Origin of the sequence: Peteryoungia desertarenae (assembly GCF_005860795.2) — a bacterium.
Classification (GTDB): domain Bacteria; phylum Pseudomonadota; class Alphaproteobacteria; order Rhizobiales; family Rhizobiaceae; genus Allorhizobium; species Allorhizobium desertarenae.
Map to the genome: position 1 here is coordinate 2,115,901 of NZ_CP058350.1, position 20,129 is coordinate 2,136,029.

Genomic DNA, 20,129 nt, shown 5'->3' on the forward strand with positions numbered 1-20,129 from the left:
AGGGAGGCTCGGGCCATGGCGGCAACAAGCACGATCCGGCTGGCGGATGTGGCGGAGGGCGTGGTTCGCCCTCTCAATCAGACTGAGCTGAAATCAGCCCTTTCGCAGATCAAGGATCTGGTTCGCGAGGAGCCGGTCCTCGGCGAGATCCTCTCCGAACATGCTGTGCTGAAAGACTTTCTCGCAGCCGTCTTTACCCTGTCTCCCTATCTGCGCGACATCGCGGCCTTTCGTCCCGCTCTTCTGGTCGAGGCGCTGAGCAAACCGCTGGAACCGCTGCTGGAGGCAACGGTGGAAGAGGCGCGCAATGCCTGGAAACCTCAAGGAAAGGGCGCGGCCCCGTCCGAAGCAGAGGTGATGGCACGGCTGAGGGTCGCCAAGCGCAAGCTTGCATTCGTCGTGGCGCTTGCCGATCTGGCAAGGCTGTTTGACGCGCGCCAGACGACGCAATGGCTGAGTGCGCTGGCAGATGCGAGCGTGGCAGCGGCCATCGATCATCTGCTCCTGAGCGGCGAGGATGGCGGCAAGCTGACACTCAGGGATCGCGACAACCCATCGGATGGCACCGGCGTGATTGTCCTGGGCATGGGCAAGCACGGCGCGCAGGAGCTGAATTATTCCTCCGACATTGACCTTGTCATCTTCTTCGACCCGGACGCAGGTGTACTGAAGGCACCGGAGGACGCAACGGAGACCTATGGCCGGATGATGCGGCGTCTCGTGCGGATCCTGCAGGAGCGGACGGCAGACGGCTATGTGTTCCGGACGGATCTGAGGCTGAGGCCCGATCCGGGCTCGACACCCCTGGCCGTGCCTGTCGAGGCGGCCCTCATCTATTACGAAAGCCGTGGTCAGAACTGGGAACGGGCCGCCTTTATCAAGGCCCGTCCCGTGGCCGGTGACATCAAGGCAGGCGAGGCGTTCCTGCGCGAGCTCGTGCCCTTCGTCTTCCGCAAATATCTCGACTATGCAGCGATCTCCGACATTCACTCGATCAAGCGACAGATCCATGCGCATAAGGGCTTCGGCGCGATCGCGGTGAAGGGCCATAACGTCAAGCTTGGGCGCGGTGGCATTCGCGAGATCGAGTTCTTCGCCCAGACCCAGCAGCTGATTGCAGGCGGTCGCATGCCCGATCTGCGCCTGAGGCCGACCGAGGCGGCCTTGAATGCGCTCGCAGCCGCTCGCTGGATCGATCCGCTGACGGCGGAAGAGCTGATCGGCTGCTACTGGTTCCTTCGGGATATCGAGCATCGCATCCAGATGGTGCATGACGAGCAGACGCATATGCTGCCGGAGACCGAGGCGGAGCTGAAACGCATCGCCTTCATGCTGGGCTTCGAAACGACGGCGGTCTTTGGCGAGAAGCTGGAGGGCGTGATGCGCTCGGTCGAGCGGCGCTATGCCCGGCTGTTCGAGAACGAGGAAGGTTTGTCGAGCGCCACCGGCAATCTCGTCTTTACCGGCCAGAAGGACGATCCGGACACGCTGAAAACGCTCAAGCAACTGGGCTTCGAGCGCCCAGAGGATATCTCCCGCGTCATCCGGACCTGGCATTACGGACGCTACCGCGCCACGCAATCGGTCGAGGCTCGCGAGCGTCTGACGGAACTGACGCCGCAATTGCTCAAGACCTTCGGCGAAAGCCGTCGCGCCGATGAGGCGCTGCTTCGTTTTGACAGTTTCCTCTCCGGCCTTCCCGCTGGCATCCAGCTCTTCTCCCTGCTGCGCAACAATCCACCGCTCCTCGACCTGATGGTCAACATCATGGCCGCAGCGCCAAGGCTTGCCGAAATCATCGCCCAGCGACCGCATGTCTTTGACGGCATGCTCGATCCGAGCCTGCTTGTTGAACTGCCGACCCGCGATTATCTCGCTGCACGGCTTTCCGGCTTTCTAACGGGCTGCCGTCACTACGAGGAAATGCTCGACCGGCTGAGGATTTTTGCTGCCGAACAGCGCTTCCTGATCGGTATCCGCTTGCTCACCGGTTCGATTACCGGCTCGGTCGCCGGCCATGCCTTCACCGATCTGGCGGGTCTTGTCATCGAGCGGGCGCTGCAGGCGGTGGTCGAGGAGATGGAGGCCGCCCATGGACGCCTCGCAGGCGGGCAGGTGGCGCTGATGGGCATGGGCAAGCTCGGCTCCTTCGAGCTGACGGCCGGCTCCGATGTCGACATGATTCTGCTCTATGATCATGCCGATGACGTCCTGGAATCGGACGGTCCGAAGCCGCTTGATCCCGTGCGCTATTATACGCGGCTGACACAAAGGCTGATTGCTGCTGTCTCGGCTCCAACGGCAGAGGGCGTGCTCTACGAGGTCGACATGCGGCTTCGTCCATCGGGCAACAAAGGCCCGGTGGCGACACGGCTGAGGGCGTTTGAAAAATACCAGCACGAAGAGGCCTGGACCTGGGAACATATGGCGCTCAGCCGTGCGCGGCTGATTGCCGGAGACACGGCCCTGATCGAGCGCGCAGAAGCGATCATTGCGGCGGTGCTGGCATCAAGCCGGGACGAGAAGAAGATCGCTGCCGACGTTCGGGAGATGCGCTCGCTGATCGAAAAGGAGAAGCCGCCGCGCGATCTCTGGGATCTGAAGCTCGTGCCCGGCGGGCTGATCGATATCGAATTCATTGCCCAGTTCCTGACCCTTGTTGCGCCAGCAAGGGGCACGACCGTGAGAACGACGGGGCTTTCGACGGCGGGCACGCTGAAGGCGCTGTCGGGCCTGATGGATCCGAATGACCTCGATACCTGCCTTGAGGCTTTGCGACTCTACACCGATATCGCGCAGGTGACGCGGCTTTGCATCGACGGACCTTTCGACCTGGCAGACGTTCCGGCGGGTCTCACCGATCTGGTGGCCCGCGCCGGCGAAAGCCCGGACATCAAGGCACTGACTGCCGAGTTGAAGCGCCTGTCCAAGGCAGTCAGGAAGGTGTTTTCGACGGTGGTTGTTGCGTGATTATTGCCAGTTCAAGCGCGCTTGCGCTGAACCATGAGGGCGCCATCCGCATCAGGAATACGCAGCGACACGACCGTGCCCTGACCTTCGCGGGAGCGGATGCGCAATGCTCCGCCATGCAGGGCAACGAGGGAGCGGGAAATCGCAAGGCCGAGACCCGAGCCGCCGCGTGATTTGGCATATTGGCTTTGCACCTGCTCGAACGGATTGCCGATCTTGCTGATCGCGGATTTCGGAATGCCGATGCCGGTGTCGGCGATGGTGACGGTGATGGCGCCGTCGATCTTTCGGGCCCGAAGGGCGATACGCCCGCCTTCATCGGTGAATTTCACGGCGTTGGACAGGATGTTGAGCAGGATCTGCTTCATCGAGCGGCGGTCGGCAACGAGGGAAAGACCGCTGGTAATCCTGGGCTCGACCGTGATCCCCTTGTCGGCGGCTGGAATGGCGGTCAGTCGCAGGCTTTCCTCGATCAGCGAGCCAAGGTCGATGGTCTCGCAGCGGATCTTCATCTGCCCGGCTTCGATCTTCGACATGTCGAGAATGTCGTTGATGACATTCAGCAGATGCTTGCCGCTCTCGTGAATGTCCTTGGCATATTCCTGATACTTGGGCGACCCGATCGGACCGAACATGCCTGCCAGCAGGATTTCCGAAAAGCCCAGGATCGCGTTGAGCGGTGTGCGAAGCTCGTGGGACATATTGGCGAGGAATTCGGATTTTGCCTTGTTGGCGGCCTCGGCGCGCTGTTTTTCCGTGAGATACTTCTCGTTGGCATCGGAAAGCGCGGTTTTCTGGCGTTCCAGGATGCGTTGGGAGGCGGACAGATCGTTGATTGTCGCCATCAGCCGCTTTTCCTGGTCGCGCAGCCGATCCTGCTGACGCTTCAGCTGGGTGATGTCGGTACCAACCGAAACGAGACCACCGTCCCGTGTCGTGCGCTCGTTGATCTGGAGCCAGCGCTCGTCGGCAAGCTGGACCTCTGTCGTGCGCGAATTGGTACCCAGATCGGGCTCGGCAATGCGCCGCTGGATGATCGGTCGCGTTGCAGCCGCCAGCACCGTGGCGCGCTCGGCGCCGGGAACAAGGACGGAATCGGGCAGCCCATAGACCTGCTGGAAATGTCCGTTGCACATCACGAGCTTGCCGTTCTTGTCCCAGAGCACAAAGGCCTCGGAGGTGCATTCGATGGCGTCTGCAAGCCGCTGATCCGCTTCGGCATAGCGCTGGGCGAGACGATGCTGCTCGGTGACATCCATGGCGATGCCGATGACATGCAGGCTGCCGGTATTGGAGGTGATCACCTGGGCGCGGGCGCGCAGCCAGACATAATGGCCCTGGGCATGGCGCATGCGGAAGACCTGGTCGATCTGGCGCGACTTGCTGCGCCCCACCGCCCGTGCAAGCGCAAAGATATTGCCGTCGGACGGATGCATGAGCCGCGCTGCATCAGCAAAGGAGAGCGCTTCCGTCGACGGCGGCAGGCCGAGCATTTCGAACATCGAGCGCGACCAATTGAGCTTGCGATCAGTGAGGTTGAAGTCCCAGAGGCCGCAGCGACCCCGCGACAAGGCCGTCTCGACACGAAGATGGGATTCCAGAAACCCGTCATCGGCCTCGCGGGCACGCTTTACCTGATGGAAATAGGCGTAGAGAATGCCAAGCAGCGTCAGCGCAATGGCGGCGAAGAGGGTGAGATTGAGCGAGACCTCGTTGCGCCAGAAATCCATGACCGGCTGCAGATCATGCGCAACCAGAACAAGACCACCATCGGTTCCAAGCGATGTGACGACGGCATAAAAGGGTTTGCCGAGGATATCGACGTCCAGGGCAACGGCACGATCACCACCCTCCTTGACGGTTCCGATCTCCGGCAAGAGCGCGCCGATCGTCAGCCCGACATGGCCCGCCCCGGAAGCGGAGCTTGCAAAGATCCGCCCATTGGTGTCGACCAGCAGAACGAGCACACCATCGACGACCCGATCCTGGGGAAGGTAGGTGGCCATGGCCTGCTCGGCCATCTGGCGATCACTGCGCGAGAAGATGTCCGCGCGGGGTGCAAGACTGGCGGCGGCAACGGCGGCAATCAGCGATGTCGTCTGATGTACGGATGTTTCCATCCGCCCGTGTTCGGAGACGATCCCGACGAAACGCGCCATGGCAACGACGGTAAGGAAGGCGAGGATGAGCAGCGGGATGGCCCGCCGCAACACGATTTCGATCACGCGCTCGCGGCGCGATGGCTCGCGATCCAGCATGGGTGTCTCATCACGCCATGCCCGACCAATCGCCCGAAAAAACGCTGAAAAGACCGACAGTTTCAGACGCAACCGCTCATCGGCTGCGGTGACCCGCTGCACGTTCGACATTTTTCCCGCCTTGATCCCTCGTGTGATTCGAAGCGCCGCTCGCCCGAATCTAACCTAATGAATCAAAGGTGATTCTCCCTGTCCAGCGGGAAAAGTAATATTCTGTTAACATATTGGAAGAAGCTGATAATTCAGCATGACAAAGCACGTTCAGATTGAATTCAGATTCCAAGGAATCGTCAAAAACGTGTTGAACTCCGCCAGTGGCTGAAATTGGCGCAAGCGCAATTTCAGCCTTTCAGGATGCGATCCACAATATCGCGAACGTCGTTCGACAGTTCGGAGCCGCTGGAGATGATTTGCAGGGCTTCGCGCGCGCTGTTGGCGCGGTTTGGTTCCAGCATCTGCCAGGACCGCAATGCCGTCAGCAGGCGGGCAGCCAGTTGCGGATTGCGCTGATCGATCTCCAAGACCTGCGACGCGAAGAAGTGATAGGCCTTGCCGTCTCGCCGGTTGAAGCCGGTGGGGTTGGAGAAGGCAAAGGTTCCGACGAGGGCGCGCACGCGGTTCGGGTTGGAGGCCGCATAATGCGTGCTCTTCATCAGGGTCTGGATGCGATCAAGCGTGGCCTCACCGGGAATGGTTGCCTGGATGGTGAACCATTTGTCCAGCACCAGAGCATTCGAGCCGAAGCGCTGTTCGAAATTCGCAAGAGCGGCAGCTGTTTCGCTCGAATCCGGGAAGCGATGCGCAAGAATTGTCAGCGCCTGGGCAAGATCCGTCATATTGTCAGCCTTGGCATAGGCTTCCGATGCGAGGGCCGGGCTGTTTTTCGACAGGCTGAGATAACCAAGAGCCGCGTTTCTGAGGGCGCGTCGACCGGCGCCTTCCGCGTCTGGTGTAAAGGCAGTTGAACTGGAATGGGTCTTGAACAGAGCCTCGAACTGAGCCTCGCCGGCCTTGGCGATGGCCGCAAGCACGGCCTGACGTCCGGCGTGAATGGCATCAGGATCGGTGTCCTTGCCGATGGCTCGGGCAATATCGGACTCGGACGGCAGGGTGAGCGCCTGGGCGCGGAAGGCGGGCTCAAGAGCTTCATTGGCGGCAATTGCCAGGAGCGAGGACAACAGAGATGGCTCGACGGCAACCGCATCGCCCTTGGCTGCAGCCGAGGCAGCAGCGGTCAAGCTCGGCAGGGCCATATCGGTAATTGCCTGCCAGCGTGAGAAGAGATCGCCTTCATGGCGGGCAATATGGGCCAGATCCTCGTTGGACTGGTTGAAATGCAGCACGACAGGCGCCGAGAAACCGCGATTGAGGGAAACGACGGGGCGCGAGGTGACGCCTGAGAAGACAAAGGTCTGGCTGCGTTCGCTGAGATGCAAGACGTTACCGGTGACAGTTCCGCCTGAAATCGCTGTCGCCGTCAGTTCAGAACCATCATGGCAGAGAAGGGCGAAGGAAAGCGGAACATGCATCGGCTCCTTGGTCGCCTGGCCCGGCGTGGCGGGGACCATCTGATCGAGCGAAAGCGACAGGGTCGCGGCATTTGCGTCATAGCTCGTGGAAACGGTGATGTGCGGAGTTCCGGCCTGGGAATACCATAGCGCGAACTGCGACAAATCCTTGCCGCTGGCATCTTCGAAGCACTTGACGAAATCCTCGACCGTTGCGGCATCGCCGTCATGGCGTTCGAAGTAGAGGTCCATGCCCTTCTTGAAGTCTTCGGCCCCGAGGATCGTCGCAATCATCCGCGTGACTTCCGAGCCCTTTTCATAGACCGTCGTCGTGTAGAAGTTGTTGATCTCGCGATAGGTGTTCGGGCGAACCGGATGGGCGAGCGGACCGGCATCCTCGGGGAATTGCTCCGAGCGCAGATGGCGAACTTCCGCGATGCGCTTGACGGCGCGAGAGCGCATGTCAGCCGAGAATTCGTGGTCGCGATAGACGGTCAGACCTTCTTTCAGGCAGAGCTGGAACCAGTCGCGGCAGGTGATGCGATTGCCGGTCCAGTTGTGGAAATATTCATGGGCAATGATCGCCTCGATATTCGCATAATCCTGGTCGGTCGCGGTCTCGGGGTCGGCAAGCACATATTTGTCGTTGAAGATGTTGAGGCCCTTGTTTTCCATGGCCCCCATGTTGAAGTCGGAAACGGCGACGATCATGAAGATATCGAGGTCGTATTCACGACCGAAAACCTCTTCGTCCCATTTCATCGAGCGCTTCAGCGCATCCATGGCATAGGCAGCCCTCGGCTCCTTGCCGTGCTCGACATAGATCTTCAGCGTCACGTCGCGACCGGACATGGTGGTGAAGGTGTCTTCGACGACACCCAGATCACCTGCCACCAGCGCGAAGAGATAGCTGGGTTTCGGATGCGGGTCGAACCAAGCGGCAAAATGCTTGCCTTCGCCATAACCGGCGCCACCGAGATAGTTGCCATTGGACAGGAGCAGGGGATTGGCGTCCTTGTCGGCGATGATGTTGATTGTATAGACCGACAGCACATCCGGACGGTCCGGGAAATAGGTGATGCGGCGGAAGCCCTCGGCCTCGCACTGGGTGCAGTAGATGCCGTTCGACCGGTAGAGGCCCATCAGCTGGGTATTGGCTTCCGGATTGATTTGCGTCGTAATGGTGATCTCGAATGGCTCCGAGGCTGGCAGATCGCGAATGGTCAGGCTGTCGGCGGTTGCCGTGTAACGCGCGGGATCCATCTCGATCTGGTCGAAAAGGAGGCTCGTCATCGTCAGGTCGTCGCCATCCAGAACCAGCGGTACCGATGGCGCAACCCCTTCTCTGCGATGAAAGATCAGACGGGCTTCGACCTTGGTTTCTGTCGGGTCCAGTTCAAAGGTCAGATCGACACGTTCCAGAACAAAGTCGGTTGGGCGATAATCTGCCAGATGAATTGTCCGGCCCGTTTCTGTGCGCATTTGCTGTCCTGATTGCTTCGAGACACGGTCCCCGTGAGATGCAAATGACGGTTTTCATTTCGTCACCTGGAAGACCTGATCGCGGCGGATGATTGCACCAATTCCTGAACGATTGTTAAAACGAAGCAGACATTCCCCGGCCTTTTTCGCAAATTTTCTTAAATTATGAACAACAGTGCCGAAGCGGCCAATCCCCATGGGCGCCGATAAAGCAGAAGTGACCTTTGGTGCTTCGGCTAGACCAGAAAAAGTCACGTTAAGACTGTCGAATGGCCCAGAAAATCCAAACAGAGGATCACTTTAACGAAAGCTTGTTAAGCGGATCGTCATCCGAAACTGTCTGTCGCCGTGTTGCAGCGGAAAATGGCTGTAGAGCCGCCCGGGTCGATTGCCCCAGATGACACCCCGTGGCCCGTCCGCCAGCAAGACGCTTGTCTCGTCCAGAACGACTTCGGACAGCCTGGATTCCTTTCCCCCAATTGCCTGGTCGCGGTCGCCTCAATCAATCCGTTGATCGCAAGAAGCCATTTCTGGCGGACAATATGGGCATTCTCTCCGCTGCAATTCTCAAGGTCTCCGCCGATGCTCTTCGTAATCACACCCATTGTGCCCGGCGTGGCAATCAGGCCAGAGCTAGAAACTCGATTAGGCGCTGTGCTGAATGGCTGTTGGAAGGCTTCGGTCACAGCAGGCTCTCCCGGTAGGCGAACGAGGGAAAGAATTGGACGTCGGCGAATGTCAGGCGGCGGATCCAGAGCAAGCGGCAAAACCAATTAACTGAGAGCAATTGATTTCGCACGAAAGGGTGATGTTTGCTTGTGCTGCTTTTAAATCCGGGAGGGTTGACGGTGGAACGCCTCTTGTCTCGCCGGAGGTGACCTGTCAGGTTTGGGCGTCGTGAGTCATTTCGTGCTCGCGCCAACGATAGATACCTGCTGTCTGGTATTGCTGATACGCGGTAAAGCCCATTCCGATGCCCCCTTCAGACATCAATCCGCTGCGCGGAATCCTCCTCAAGGTCATGTCCATTGCTGTCTTCGTGGGCATGCAGACTTTCATCAAGCTTGCAGGGGAGGGCATTCCCGCCGGTCAGATCACCTTCTACCGGTCGGCATTCGCGCTCGTTCCGATCATCCTTTACCTCGCCTGGCGACAGGAACTGCGCGCAGGCTTCCAGACGAATAACCTCCTGGGCCATATCAAGCGCGGTTTGCTGGGTGTCGCGGCCATGGGAACAGGCTTTTACGGTCTTGTTCACCTGCCGCTGCCCGACTGGATCGCACTTGGCTATGCCATGCCCCTGATCGCGGTCATTTTCGCGGCACTCTTTCTGGGGGAGAAGGTGCGCCTCTATCGCTGGACGGCTGTTCTGATCGGCCTCGTCGGGGTGTCCATCATATCCTATCCGAAGCTGACCGTGCTGGCTGACGGCGACCTCATGGCCTCTCCGGCAGCCTTGGGCGCCGTTGCCGTTCTGGTTTCGGCAGCCCTTGGTGCGGCTGCAATGCTGCAGGTTCGGCAGCTGGTGCGCGATGAAAAGACCGCGACCATCGTGCTCTATTTCTCGATCACCGCTTCCGTGCTCTCAGCCTTCACATGGTTTTTCGGCTGGAGCGAATTGTCCTGGCAGCAATTGGCGATGATGGTGATGGCCGGTTTCTGCGGCGGCCTGGGGCAGATCCTGCTGACTGAGAGTTACCGTTTTGCCGATGTCTCCACCATCGCGCCGTTCGAATACTGCTCGATCATCCTCGGCTCCGTGGTTGCCTATGTGCTGTTTTCAGAAGTGCCGACGTCAACAACCCTGATCGGCGCAGGGATCGTTGTCTCTGCGGGGATATTCATCATTTTTCGCGAACATAAGCTTGGGCTCGAGCGTCGTGCCGCCCGCAAGGCCTCAACGCCGTGAACGCGGCACGGCGTTGAGATTTGGCTCTAGAGCAGTCTCGGTTCGACTTCGTCTTCCGCATTGAGCGCTGCATTCGGCACGCTCGCCGGATCGGTACCCTGGAGCGGGATCGGCATGGCCTGGAAGTCGCTTTTTTCCTCAAGGGCAGGGCCTTCGCTCGGAAGGCGGCGGGTGATACGCCACGTCGCATAGCCGGCATAGAGCGCAAAGGCACAGGCAAGGAACCAGATCAGGGCATTCGGCCCCGTGAGTTGCATGAGACTGCCTGCCATCAGCGGCCCCGTCACCGTACCCAGTCCGTAGAGGATCATGATCGCGCTGGAAATCGTCACATATTCATGCGGTTCGGCAAGGTCATTGGCATGGGCGACATTGAGCGAATAGACCGGGTAGAGCACGGTCCCGACAAAGAAGCCGGCAACATAGATCATCAGCGTGTTTTCGCGATCGAACATCATCATCAGCAGGCAGGCGGCGACACCGAAGAGCCCCGCGCCGATCATGACGAAACGCCTGTCGATTCTGTCGGACAGCTTGCCGATGGGAACCTGCGAAAGAGAGCCGCCAGCGAGAATCACGGCAAGCAGGGTGGCGCCTTCCGCCGTCGTCATGCCGATGTTCTGGGAATAGACACCGCCAAGGCTGCCCCATGTTCCCGACAGCGCCCCGGACAGAAGCGAGCCGAAAAAGGCGAGTGGCGAGCGGTAATAGAGCCTTTTCAGATCGAAGCGGGCCTCGGCAATGGGATTGGGGGATTTTGCTGTCGACAGCGCCACCGGAAACATCGCTAGCGAGAAGATCAGGGCACAGATGACGAAAAGCGTCGTGGTGGCGGGATCGCCAAAAGGCACGATGTACTGACCGGCAATGGAGCCGACCAGCGCCGTCACCATATAGACCGAGAACGTGGCACCGCGCGTATCATTGGTCACCTGCTCGTTCAGCCAGCTTTCGATCAACAGGTAGGCGCCTGCAATGGCAAAGCCCGAGAGGCCGCGGAAGATCATCCAGGCCCACCACTCCACAATCAGCGCACAGAGCAGGATGGACACCGTCAGCAAGGTGATCAGCGCGCCGAAAACGCGAACATGCCCAACCCGGCGCACGAAAATCGGCGTGATGATGCAGGACATGGTGAAGCCGAACGTATAGCCGGTCGCGATGACCGAGATGGTGAATGTCGACCATCCCTCCGAAAGCGAGCGAATTGGCAGCAGAAAGTTCATCAGGCCGAAGCCCACCATCATCAGCAATGTCGACAGCATGAGTGCTGCGATCGAGGCGAGACTGGCGAACATCAAGGACCTATGGGGTTGCTCGAAGCACCAAATGTGCCTCTTCTGGCCAGCAGATGACGGATTGAAAGCGACTTAGCAAGCCGCAATGCTGGTCTTGGAACTTCAGTTTATATCCGCACTGCAACAATAATATATTGAATTTGCATCACCATCTCATCTAACATCGGTACTGGACGTCGGAAACTTCGCGTTTGAAAAGTGGATGAAATAGGTCGCTTAATTGATTTCCGTCATGCAGTGGTCATGCAGCATTCGCAGTTGTCTGATCACCGTACCGATTGCAAGAGGTGATGCCGATGAGTCTATCGGTTGACGAAATCGCAGCAAGTCCGGTCTTTGCAGAGGCCTTGCGCAGTTTTGCATCCAAGATGCGGCTACAATTTGACGAAAGTCCGCGTCTTGCGCGGATGCTGGCCTCCCACCAGCGTTGGCTGCTGAGCCAGTCTGCCTTTGCCCTTCATCTCGAATATGATCCGTCCAAGCCCGGCAGCGGACTGACGACGACGAATCTTCGCGAAATCATCACGGTGAACAACGCGGCCAGCCGCAACACGGTCCTGAACTATCTGGACCAGCTGTTGAGTTATCGTTTCGTGAGGCTTGCGGGCGACAGCAATCGGCGGCCTCGCCGCTACGAAGCAACGGAAGTCTCGCATGATGCGATGTTTCGCTGGGTCGTGGCTAACCTGGCGGTCCTGGATGCGATCGACGGCGGCAGACGGGAAGAGCGGATCAGGCAGGCCCCCGACCTTTTCCGCCAGTTGCAGCCGCAGATTGCCCATCGTGCGGCCTATGACCAGCGCTGGGTCAATCCGCCCGAGCGCGTGGCGCTTTTTCTGTGGACGGAGGCGGGCGGGCTCGTCATGGATGAACTGATCCGCCGGGCCACCGAGATTGTTCCGGGTGTCGACGGTTATGACCTGGGCAAGCTTGAGGCGCGGGTGCTGGCCGAGCATTTCATGATTTCGAGAACACATCTGCAGCGCCTGTTGCGCCGTTCGGTCGAGATCGGTGGACTGTCTGTCTATGGCCCCCAGAAGAACCATTACATCCTGGCCAAGGACTTCCTCACCGAATACCGCTACTGGCAGGCCGTGAAATTCGCCCTTGTCGATGAGGCCTACGAAGCGGTCTGCGGGCCAGCTCTCACGCAAAAACCAGTGATCTCCCGCACGGCAGAGATCTGACGCGCGGGATTTTGATCAAAACAGAGGGGCTGGAGCGGCCTGAGCCTGGCGGCGCGACAGGGCTGCCTGGCGCTCGCTTGCAGCCCGGGTAAAGGCCGCTGACGCATTGATGGCGTTCCCGATCTGCTCGAAACTCTGGCGAAGGGTCCCCAAGGGCTGAATGCTGAGTTTCATGGTTCTCTCCAAATGCATGGCTTTAAAACCGGGTGTTTTGCGAAGTGCACCGTCTATGCTGCGTTGCGGCATCGAATGCGGTTGGCTGGTGGTGCAAAGAAGGGTGCGGGACGGTCACAGACCGAAGATAGGGGGCATACGCGACGCCGCCTTGGCGCAGCGCACCATCCGTTCGGTATTGCGGGCGCTGACTTGCTCAAAGGCCGCAAAACTGCTGCGATTATAGGGATGGGTGCTGCGGCCAGCATCGACGGCGAGGCGCAAGGTTTCAAACTTGCAGTGTAGAGGTCGGGTGCGAAGGGTCACGATCAGCTTCCTTGTTGCGCAGACTTTCCTCCCCTTGTCTTCAAGGATATCGCACTGCAACATGGATTCGGCAAGCGTGCCGATTGCGGGACAGCCTTGCGCAAGGCGCATGGCTCATTTCATAAAGCGGTCACACTGCCGATTCTGTTGGCAATCAGGCCGATGCCTGGCGCACTTTCGCCATGAAGGCCTGCAGATCCTGCCAGGCAAGCGCCTTGCTTGCCGGCGCGGTCAGCAGTTCCTGCGGATGAAGCGTCGCAAGGGCTTCGGTCCGGTAGGATGTGCTGCCGATCTCTCGCCACTGGCCACGCAGCGCGTGAATTGTCCCGGTTTCACCCAGAAAGAAGCGAGCGGCGAAGTTTCCTAAAAGCAGCACATGGCGCGGCTCGGCGAGCGCGATCTGTCGTTCGATAAACGGTCGGCAAATGGCGGCTTCCGGGGCTGACGGCATGCGATCGCCCGGCGGTCGCCAGGGGATGATCGTTGAAATCAGCACATCGTTGCGAGAAAGGCCTATCGCAAACAGCATCCGGTCCAGCAGCAGCCCGGACCGACCGGAAAAGGCAAGCCCCTCACGGTCATCGTCAGCGCTCGGCATGGGGCCGATGACCATGATCCCCGATTGCGGGTTGCCCTCGGCGAATATGGTGGAGCGGGCGCTGGCCTTCAGGTTGCAGCCGGAAAACCCGTCAAGGGCAAGCTTGAGTTCGGCAAGCGAGCGTGCGCTTTCTGCGGCAAATCGAGCCTCGGCGACGGCATTTTCGTCTGGAATGGCGGGCAGCGCTGCAGATGCTGGCGCTGGAGCTGGGGCGCGCGCTGGAGAACGACCGGCAGGGTCACTGTTGCGCGCAGCACCTCCAGTGGGTGCGGCTGCGGCCTGCGCCGGCTGCGATCTGGCCAGATGGCGGCTTGCCTTCTCGGCGGCGAAGGCCGCAATCCGGTCAATGGGCTCCTCTTCAACAAGCCAGTCCACCCCTGCATCCGCATGGAATGCAAGAAGCGCAGCCAGCTCTGCGGGCGTCATGTCACGGGCCTCGATCATGTCCCTGTTCTAGTGCCTTTGAGGCGCAGATGGCAAATGGAAAGCGGTATACTCCAACAGGGCGAAGTACCCTGGAATTCAGGGCGCCATCCACTGCTCGATATCGTCCCGCTCGCCGATCAGCGCCAGACCATGGGCAATCGACACAAGTTCGCCACCGGTCTCGATGCGTGCGTGGTCGAAGCGGTCGGTGAAGAGGCGGCGGACGGCTGGCACAAAACTGGTGCCACCGGTCAGGAAGACCTTGTCTATGGCATCATGGCTGACCTTTGCGGTTGCCATGCAATGTTCAAGGGCCTCTTCCATGCGGGTAAGGTCTTCGGCAATCCAGCTTTCGAAGTCTCTGCGCGTGACCGTCTTGTGACCGGCCTTGCCAAGTGGTGCGAAATGAAACTCTGCCTCTTCGGCACTCGACAGCGCCATTTTGGTGGCCGAGATCGCCTGATAGAGCGGATAGCCCTCGTCATGATCGATCAGGTCGATGAAGAGCTCGAGTTTTTCCGGTTCTTCGGCCATGCGAACGAGCGATTTGAGGTCGGCAAACTCCTTCGTCGCCTTGAAGACCGAAAGCTGGTTCCAGCGGGAAAAGCTCAGATAGTAGTTGCTCGGCACACCCAGAAGCTTGCCGAAGCTCTTGAACTGGCTGCCTTTTCCAATCTCTGGTGCAACGAGTTGATCCACCAGGCGAGCGTCGAACTGATCGCCGGCAAGGCCGACACCCGAATGGCCGATCGGGGTTGCGGAAAGCTTGCCGCCTGCAGTTTCAAAACGGATGAGGGAAAAGTCCGTCGTGCCGCCGCCGAAGTCGGCGACGAGCACGGTGGCATCGGATGTCAGGTTCTGGGCGAAGTAGAAGGCTGCTGCCACCGGTTCATAGACATAGTGGATTGATGGGAAACCAAGCCGTGTCAGTGCGGCGTTGTAGCGTTCGAGGGCGAGCGCCGGATCGGCGCTGGCGCCGGCGAAATGGACAGGACGACCAACCACCAGCCGGGGGCTGTCCACCGGCCAGCCATCGCCGGCATAATGGGCCAGCCGGTTGAGGAAGACCTCCATCAGGTCCTCGAACTGAAAGCGCCGACCATGCACCAATGTCCCCTGAAACAGGCTTGAGGCGGCGAATGTCTTGATCGATTGCAGGAAACGGCAATCGCCCGGATTGTCAATGAAGGTGCGGATTGCCGCCTGGCCAGCTTCGACCTTCAATGCGCCGGCTCCAAGCTTCTTATCCTTCAGGAACGAGAGTGCCGTGCGCATGCTGTCGCTCGTGCCGGCAATCGACTGGAAGGTCAGCGAGGCGGTCGAGGCGCGGTTCTCGGCCTGTGCGACAACGGTGTTGGTCGTGCCGAAATCGAGCCCGAGCGCGTGTGGCATGGCCGCTTATCCTTCAAATCCTGAAACTGATGTGGAACGGGCATGGCCCGAACGGGCGCAGGGGAGCGCCGTGCGCAAAAGAGCGCGCCTGATGCCACAGCTTGTGCCCGGAGGCAAGGACAGGGGAAGAAAGCCGACGGGTCTCATGAACGACATGCGTCGAAGGCTGGAGTCGTGCAAGCGGGTTTGGGTCTGCCCTTGGACGGGATTGTCAGACGTCGGTGTAATAGCGGTTGACGAGGCTGGTATCGATCAGCGCGTCGGGATCGTCAGGACCTGCAATGGTTGGCAGCAATTGGCCGATGATGAAGCCGTTGGCCACCCGCTTGCCCGGGCTGGTAACAGCGGAAACCAGTGTTGCCGCAAGAGCAGCGCGGTCACGCTCCATGCGTGCAGGATTGATTTTCCGGTCGTCATGTCCGGTTTGGGGCATGGGATTTCTCGCCGCTGAAAGCAATTGTAAAACAGCTACAGCGGCGAGATTGACAAATGGTTTAACCGGCAGGTTTCATTTTAGCTATCGCGTATAAAAAGCCTTCAGATCGATTTCGCCGCACCGCCGTCGACGTGCAGCATGGTGCCTGTGACATAGCTGGCCGGAGCCGAGCAGAGGAAGGCGGCAGCGGCCGCAAATTCCTCGACCTTGCCAAGGCGACCGGCAGGAATGGCGCTGACGGAGGCTGCGCGCACTTCCCCGATTGTCTTTCCCTGCTTTTTGGCGTTTGCGCCATCCAGTTCATCGATCCGGTCCGTATGGATGCGACCCGGCAAAAGCATGTTGGCGGTCACGCCATAGCTCGCCACTTCCCCGGCCAATGTCTTGTTCCATCCGACAAGGGCGCTACGCAGCGTGTTGGACAGGGCGAGGTTAGGGATGGGTTCGAATACGCCAGAGGAAGCAACCGTCAGGATGCGACCGAAACCCTGCGTCTTCATCAGTGGCACCAGGGCATTGGTCAGCGTTATGACGCGCACAACCATCGACTGGAAGAAATTGTAGAGCTTTTCAGCATCCATATCTTCAACAGTACCGGGCGTCGGGCCACCGGTATTGTTGACCAGAATATCGATGCCGCCCAGCTTGTCGTGTACGGCATGCAGCATCTGGTCGACAAAATGGGCATCGGCGAGGTCGGCGACCACGTAATCGGCCTTTCCTCCAGCCGCCCTGATCGCCTCGACATTGGCCTTCAGACGCTCTTCGGTGCGCCCGCAGATCAGCACATGACAACCCTCTGCCGCCAAAGCATTGGCTATCCCCAGCCCAAGGCCGCGCGAGGCCGCCAGCACAAGTGCGCGTTTTCCCGAAATGCCGAGATCCATGAGTGCAATCCTTCCCTGAATGAATGGTTTTGCAGCAAACTAGCAGCGGGCCGGGAACGGGGGAAGGGTAGATCGGTTTCTGTTTTTGATCAGATCCTGTATTCGGCTGACACCCAATCAGTCCGCTGCAGTCCAAGAAAATCGCCATCAGCATGCATCAAGCATCGTCCATTGACCCTTACGTTCACGTAAGATATTCTTCTGCTTCACACCGCCCTTTGGGAATTTGCGGCCTTGCGCGTCGCGCTGCGGCTCGACAATCCGGTTGGGTTTTGTCAAGGAGGAGGGCGGATGGGAACGCCTGATGAGGAAAAAACGATGAGCACGGATATGGAACTGCCGGAACGCGAAAGCATGGAATTCGACGTCGTGATCGTGGGCGCAGGGCCCGCAGGTCTCTCGGCAGCGATCCGGCTGAAACAGGTCAATCCGGATCTGACCGTTGTTGTGCTCGAAAAGGGTGCCGAAGTCGGCGCCCATATCCTCTCCGGTGCCGTGGTTGATCCCATCGGCATCGACCGGCTGATCCCCGGCTGGCGCGAAGAGGCCGATCATCCCTTCAAGACGCCGGTCACTGACGACCAGTTCCTGTTCTTAGGTCCTGCCGGCTCGGTACGCCTGCCGAACGCCCTGATGCCGCCACTGATGAACAATCACGGCAATTACATCGTCTCGCTCGGCAATGTCTGTCGCTGGCTCGGCGCCCATGCGGAAGCGCTCGGTGTCGAGATCTATCCGGGCTTTGCCGCCTCTGAAGTGCTCTACAATGACGAGGGCGCGGTCATCGGCGTTGCGACCGGCGACATGGGCATCGAGAAGAATGGTGAGCCGGGCCCGAACTACACGCGTGGCATGGAACTGCTCGGCAAATATGTGCTGATCTCGGAAGGCGTGCGCGGTTCCCTCGCCAAGCAGCTGATCGCCAAGTTCGATCTCGCCCGCGACAGCGACGTGCAGAAATTCGGAATCGGCTTGAAGGAGCTCTGGCAGGTCAAGCCCGAGCACCACAGACCGGGTCTCGTGCAGCATTCCTTCGGCTGGCCGCTTGGCATGAAGACCGGCGGCGGCTCCTTCCTCTACCATCTCGAAGACAATATGGTCGCCGTCGGCTTTGTCGTGCACCTCAACTACAAGAACCCCTATCTCTACCCCTTCGAGGAATTCCAGCGTTTCAAGACGCATCCGGCCATTGCCCAGACCTTTGAGGGCGGCAAGCGTCTCTCCTATGGCGCCCGCGCGATCACCGAAGGCGGCTACCAGTCGGTGCCGAAACTCTCCTTTCCCGGCGGTGCGCTGATCGGCTGTTCCGCCGGCATGGTCAACGTTCCCCGCATCAAGGGCAGCCACAATGCCGTGCTGTCAGGCATGCTGGCGGCTGAAAAGATTGCCGATGCGATTGCCGCAGGCCGCGCCAATGACGAGCCGATCGAGATCGAGAACACATGGCGTTCGACCAATATCGGCAAGGACTTGAAGCGGGTCAGGAACGTCAAGCCGCTCTGGTCGAAGTTCGGCACGGCGATTGGCGTTGGTCTCGGAGGCATCGACATGTGGATGAACCAGCTTCTCGGCTTCTCCCTGTTCGGCACGCTGAAGCATGGCAAGACCGATGCGGAATCGCTCGAGCCGGCGGACAAGCACAAGCCGATTGCCTATCCCAAGCCGGATGGTGTTCTGACCTTCGACCGTCTCTCCTCGGTGTTTCTCTCCAACACCAACCATGAGGAGGACCAGCCGGTTCACCTGAAGGTCAAGGACATGGCGCTGCAAAAGGCGTCCGAGCTTGGCGTCTATGCCGGCCCCTCGACGCGCTACTGTCCGGCAGGCGTCTATGAATGGGTGGAGAAGGAGGGCGAGCAGACCTTCGTCATCAACGCCCAGAACTGTGTCCACTGCAAGACCTGCGATATCAAGGACCCGAACCAGAACATCAACTGGGTGCCGCCACAAGGCGGCGAAGGACCTGTCTATCCGAACATGTGAGTGTTTGGGAGGCAGGCCCGCACGGACCGCCGGCAAGGAATTGTTGGCGAGGCACCTGTCTATCCGAACATGTTATCGGCTGGGCGTTAGTCCAGTTCACGAATGCGGCGTGCGAGGAATTCGCGCTCCGCATCAAGTCGGGCCAGCGCCAATGCTTGTTGATAGGCACTTCGCGCGCCATCCGCATCGCCAAGTTGACGCAGGAAATCGGCGCGCGCCGCATGCGCGAGGTGATGTGTAGAGAGCCCATGCGCTTCCATCAGCTGATTAACCAGCGTCAACCCGGCCGCTGGACCTTCGACCATCGCCACGGCGACGGCGCGATTGAGCGCAACCACGGGTGAGGGCGTCGCCTGAAGAAGCAGATCGTAAAGCCGGACGATCCGGCGCCAGTCGGTCGTTTCGCTGGTTGCCGCCGTTGAATGAAGACCCGCAATCGCCGCCTGAAGCGTATATGCACCAGCCTCCCCACCGGCCATGGCGCGGTCGAGAAGGACACAGGCCTCTGCAATAAGATCCTGTTTCCAAAGGCTACGATCCTGATCCGCCAGAAGAATGAGATCGCCGCCGGATGTGCGCCGGGCCGGGGCACGGGCATGCTGAAACAGCAACAGGGCTGCAAGCCCCAGTACCTCCGCTTCGGGCAGGAGCTCGATCAAAAGCCTGTTCAGGCGGATGGCTTCCTCGGCCAGATCCAGTCGCATCAGGTCCGGTCCCGCCGATGCGGCATAGCCCTCGTTGAACACGAGGTAGATCACGTGCAGGACGGTGGAGAGCCGCATCGCAAGCGTCGACGAGGGCGGGACTTCATAGGCCAGCTCCAGATCCCTGATGCGCTTTTTGGCGCGGACAATGCGCTGGGCGATGGTGGGGGCTGAAACGAGGAAGGCCCGGGCGATCTCCTCGGTCTTCAGTCCGCACACTTCCCGCAATGCCAGGGCGATCTGGGCATCCGGCGGAAGTGCTGGATGGCAGCAGATGAAGATCAGCCGAAGCTCGTCATCGCTGAGGAGATCAGGTTCGCTTTCCATCCTCTCTTCCCCGTCTCCATAGAGACTTTCCGTAACATCCCCAGTCAGTTCGCCGAAACGTTTGTCGCGACGCAGCCGGTCGATCACGCGAAACCGGCCCGTTGACACAAGCCAGCTCACGGGATTGCGGGGCACACCTTGCTTTGTCCATTGCCGCGCCGCCTCAAGAAAGGCGTCTTGCATCGCCTCTTCGGCCAGATCAAAACTGCCCAGCAGGCGGATGAGGCTGGCCAGCACCTTGCGCGAGTGCTGGCGATAGAGCTGGTCCAGCATTTCGACCATGA

At 59.7% G+C, this 20,129-nt stretch carries 15 protein-coding genes; 4 read left to right on the top strand and 11 right to left on the bottom strand.

Translation table 11 applies throughout. The annotated features are described in order from the left end of the window. The first annotated feature begins 15 nt into the window (after positions 1-15). On the top strand, positions 16-2,970 hold the full coding sequence (locus FE840_RS10265; RefSeq protein ID WP_138288187.1) for a bifunctional [glutamine synthetase] adenylyltransferase/[glutamine synthetase]-adenylyl-L-tyrosine phosphorylase: 2,955 nt from the start codon (positions 16-18) through the stop codon (positions 2,968-2,970). Positions 2,971-2,981: 11 nt separating this feature from the next. On the opposite strand, the gene FE840_RS10270 is transcribed toward FE840_RS10265, so the two are convergent. The 3 genes from FE840_RS10270 to FE840_RS10280 form a co-directional block, all read right to left on the bottom strand. Further along, a complete protein-coding gene (locus tag FE840_RS10270) occupies positions 2,982-5,339 on the bottom strand; it encodes a PAS domain-containing sensor histidine kinase (RefSeq protein ID WP_138288186.1) in 2,358 nt (785 codons plus the stop codon). A gap of 230 nt (positions 5,340-5,569) precedes the next feature. Next, positions 5,570-8,218, bottom strand: coding sequence for an aminopeptidase N (gene pepN / locus FE840_RS10275; RefSeq protein WP_138288185.1), 2,649 nt, complete (start codon positions 8,216-8,218; stop codon positions 5,570-5,572). 882 nt (positions 8,219-9,100) lie between these two features. After that, complete coding sequence (locus FE840_RS10280; protein WP_171033735.1) at positions 9,101-9,247, bottom strand: hypothetical protein; 147 nt, start codon at positions 9,245-9,247, stop codon at positions 9,101-9,103. Between FE840_RS10280 and FE840_RS10285 the strand changes: the two genes are divergently transcribed. Further along, the gene (locus FE840_RS10285) at positions 9,192-10,127 is read left to right on the top strand and encodes a DMT family transporter (RefSeq protein WP_138288183.1); all 936 of its coding nucleotides are present in this window, start codon (positions 9,192-9,194) and stop codon (positions 10,125-10,127) included. The two genes, FE840_RS10280 and FE840_RS10285, sit on opposite strands and share 56 nt — an antisense overlap. A 26-nt stretch (positions 10,128-10,153) precedes the next feature. Here FE840_RS10285 and FE840_RS10290 read toward each other — a convergent pair whose 3' ends face one another. Continuing rightward, a complete protein-coding gene (locus FE840_RS10290) occupies positions 10,154-11,425 on the bottom strand; it encodes an MFS transporter (RefSeq protein WP_138288182.1) in 1,272 nt (423 codons plus the stop codon). A 296-nt stretch (positions 11,426-11,721) separates the two neighbouring features. Between FE840_RS10290 and FE840_RS10295 the strand changes: the two genes are divergently transcribed. Continuing rightward, positions 11,722-12,612: a hypothetical protein gene (locus FE840_RS10295; RefSeq protein ID WP_138288181.1), complete on the top strand. Its 891-nt coding sequence runs from the start codon at positions 11,722-11,724 to the stop codon at positions 12,610-12,612. A gap of 15 nt (positions 12,613-12,627) precedes the next feature. Here FE840_RS10295 and FE840_RS10300 read toward each other — a convergent pair whose 3' ends face one another. The 6 genes from FE840_RS10300 to FE840_RS10325 form a co-directional block, all read right to left on the bottom strand. After that, positions 12,628-12,786: a hypothetical protein gene (locus FE840_RS10300; protein WP_171033743.1), complete on the bottom strand. Its 159-nt coding sequence runs from the start codon at positions 12,784-12,786 to the stop codon at positions 12,628-12,630. A gap of 114 nt (positions 12,787-12,900) precedes the next feature. Then, positions 12,901-13,203 carry a hypothetical protein gene (locus tag FE840_RS21190; protein ID WP_425502126.1) on the bottom strand — a complete coding sequence of 101 codons (303 nt, stop codon included), beginning with the start codon at positions 13,201-13,203 and terminating at the stop codon, positions 12,901-12,903. Between the two features lie 43 nt (positions 13,204-13,246). Continuing rightward, on the bottom strand, positions 13,247-14,134 hold the full coding sequence (locus FE840_RS10310; protein WP_138288180.1) for a uracil-DNA glycosylase: 888 nt from the start codon (positions 14,132-14,134) through the stop codon (positions 13,247-13,249). Positions 14,135-14,212: 78 nt separating this feature from the next. After that, positions 14,213-15,508, bottom strand: coding sequence for an Hsp70 family protein (locus FE840_RS10315; protein WP_138288179.1), 1,296 nt, complete (start codon positions 15,506-15,508; stop codon positions 14,213-14,215). A 211-nt stretch (positions 15,509-15,719) separates the two neighbouring features. Continuing rightward, positions 15,720-15,941: a hypothetical protein gene (locus FE840_RS10320; protein ID WP_138288178.1), complete on the bottom strand. Its 222-nt coding sequence runs from the start codon at positions 15,939-15,941 to the stop codon at positions 15,720-15,722. Positions 15,942-16,045: 104 nt separating this feature from the next. After that, the gene (locus FE840_RS10325; RefSeq protein ID WP_138288177.1) at positions 16,046-16,831 is read right to left on the bottom strand and encodes an SDR family oxidoreductase; all 786 of its coding nucleotides are present in this window, start codon (positions 16,829-16,831) and stop codon (positions 16,046-16,048) included. 318 nt (positions 16,832-17,149) lie between these two features. On the opposite strand from FE840_RS10325, the gene FE840_RS10330 reads away from it, so the two are divergent. After that, positions 17,150-18,814 carry an electron transfer flavoprotein-ubiquinone oxidoreductase gene (locus tag FE840_RS10330; protein WP_138288176.1) on the top strand — a complete coding sequence of 555 codons (1,665 nt, stop codon included), beginning with the start codon at positions 17,150-17,152 and terminating at the stop codon, positions 18,812-18,814. 86 nt (positions 18,815-18,900) lie between these two features. Here FE840_RS10330 and FE840_RS10335 read toward each other — a convergent pair whose 3' ends face one another. Next, entirely contained in the window at positions 18,901-20,127 is a 1,227-nt protein-coding gene (locus tag FE840_RS10335; protein ID WP_138288175.1) for an RNA polymerase sigma factor, read from the bottom strand. Positions 20,128-20,129: the final 2 nt, after the last annotated feature.